Here is a 1,668-nt window from a genome sequence, read left to right as displayed (position 1 = left end):
CGGCACGGGCCGGGCGCAACGCTTTGCCACATGGGCCGAGGCGGACGATATCCTGGAGGCGATCGCCCCTGAGGATTTCGCTGCCAGTTGGCCGGCTGCAATCGGCCGCCGAGCGCTGCCGGCGTTCGCCACGCTTGAGGTGTTGCGCCGCGAAGCAACCACGCTGCACGGGTTCGCCTGGGGCCCGACGGGCAGCGCGGGTTTTGAACTGGCCACACAGATCCCGACCGTCACGGTCACGAGCGACCTTGATCTGTTGATACGGACTCCAGATGAACTGTCGCGTGAACTGGCCGTGCAATTGTTGACCGAACTCCAGGCGCATGCGCTGCGCGAGGGCAGTCGCGTCGACATCCAGCTTGAAACACCGGCGGGTGGCGTTGCGCTCGCCGAGTGGGCATCCGGCAAATCGCGCGTGATGGCGCGTCATGCGCAAGGTCCACGGCTGGCTGCCGACCCTTGGGCCACCACTTTCATGCAGGCCTAATGCTCGCCCTCCAGTTTCCTGGCCAGGGAGCGCAATCCGCGGGTTTCCTGCATCGCTTGCCCACCCACCCTGTGGTCCATGCAACGCTTGACGAAGCGTCACAGGCACTCGGAATCGATGTCCTTGCGCTCGATACCGAGGAGGCGCTGCGCTCCACGGTTGCCGTTCAGATCGGCCTCGTCGTGGCCGGTGTCGCTACCGTGCGCGTCCTCGCCGACGCGCAACTGACGCCCCATATCAGCGCAGGACTCTCAGTGGGTGCGTATGCCGCGGCGGTGAGTTGTGGTGCACTGCAATTTGACGACGCGCTACGCATGGTGCGCAAGCGGGCCGAATTGATGGAGACCGCATATCCATCCGGGTATGGGCTGGCCGCTATTTCCGGGCTGACTGAGCATCAACTGGAAGCGCTTGCCGCTGAACAGGTCAAGCAAGGTATGGCAAGCGTCTATGTGGGCAACGTCAACGCCCCGAGGCAGATCGTGATGGCGGGCTCGGACGCGGCGCTTGAAGCGTTGATCGCACGGGCGCTTGCCGCTGGCGCACGTAAAGCAACGCGGCTCGCGGTGAGCGTGCCGTCGCATTGCGAATTGCTCGCCGATGCCGCGGAGCAACTGATCGATTACGCGCGCAACGTGCCGTTTCACACACCACAGAGCATTTACGTCGGGAATCGCGGCGGACGGCCATTGCATACGGCCGAGGCCATCCGCGGTGACCTCGCCACCAATATGCGCTACACGGTTCGCTGGTTCGACGCGCTTTCCGTAATGCTCGAAATGGGCGCCGATGTGCTGGTGGAAGCGCCGCCTGGCCAGGTGCTGACCGACATTGTTCGCGAGCAGTGGCCAGAGACTATGGCGATCGCCGCCAGCAGTCTCACGCCAGAACGGTGGGCATCGACGGTGCGTCGCCGGCTCGAGGCGAGCGGACGTTAGGTTGCCGGTCAGGCTTTGTTTGAGCTTTGGTTAGGCTTTCGGCCGGACCGTCGGTCACGCGGTCACCGCGTTGCCGCGCTTTCAGCGAGGCCTTCAGGTAGTCTTTCAGTTAGGCTTCCTATCAGCCCAACTCACGGGCCAATCGCTTTGCCAAACGCGTCTCGCGGCACACGCCCCGTCACCTGCGAATCGCCGGCAGCGCTGTCCTGACCTCCTCGCTGGCCACCGCGCTCGCGCGAATGC

2 protein-coding genes are annotated in these 1,668 nt (G+C 64.4%); both read left to right on the top strand.

Features of this window, described 5'->3' with window-relative positions; genetic code table 11:
• A partial coding sequence (locus WCA85_RS09585; RefSeq protein WP_424063208.1) for a malonate decarboxylase holo-ACP synthase occupies positions 1-487 on the top strand: 487 nt, incomplete at its 5' end.
• Positions 487-1,425 carry a malonate decarboxylase subunit epsilon gene (gene mdcH, locus WCA85_RS09580; RefSeq protein WP_424063206.1) on the top strand — a complete coding sequence of 313 codons (939 nt, stop codon included), beginning with the start codon at positions 487-489 and terminating at the stop codon, positions 1,423-1,425. The genes WCA85_RS09585 and mdcH, both read left to right, overlap by 1 nt.
• Positions 1,426-1,668 lie beyond the last annotated feature (243 nt).

Origin of the sequence: Paraburkholderia sp., assembly GCF_049581445.1 — a bacterium.
In the GTDB taxonomy this organism is placed as follows: Bacteria; Pseudomonadota; Gammaproteobacteria; order Burkholderiales; family Burkholderiaceae; genus Paraburkholderia.
The sequence above is the reverse complement of the archived record's forward strand: the minus strand, read 5'-3'. Positions and strand labels throughout refer to the sequence as shown.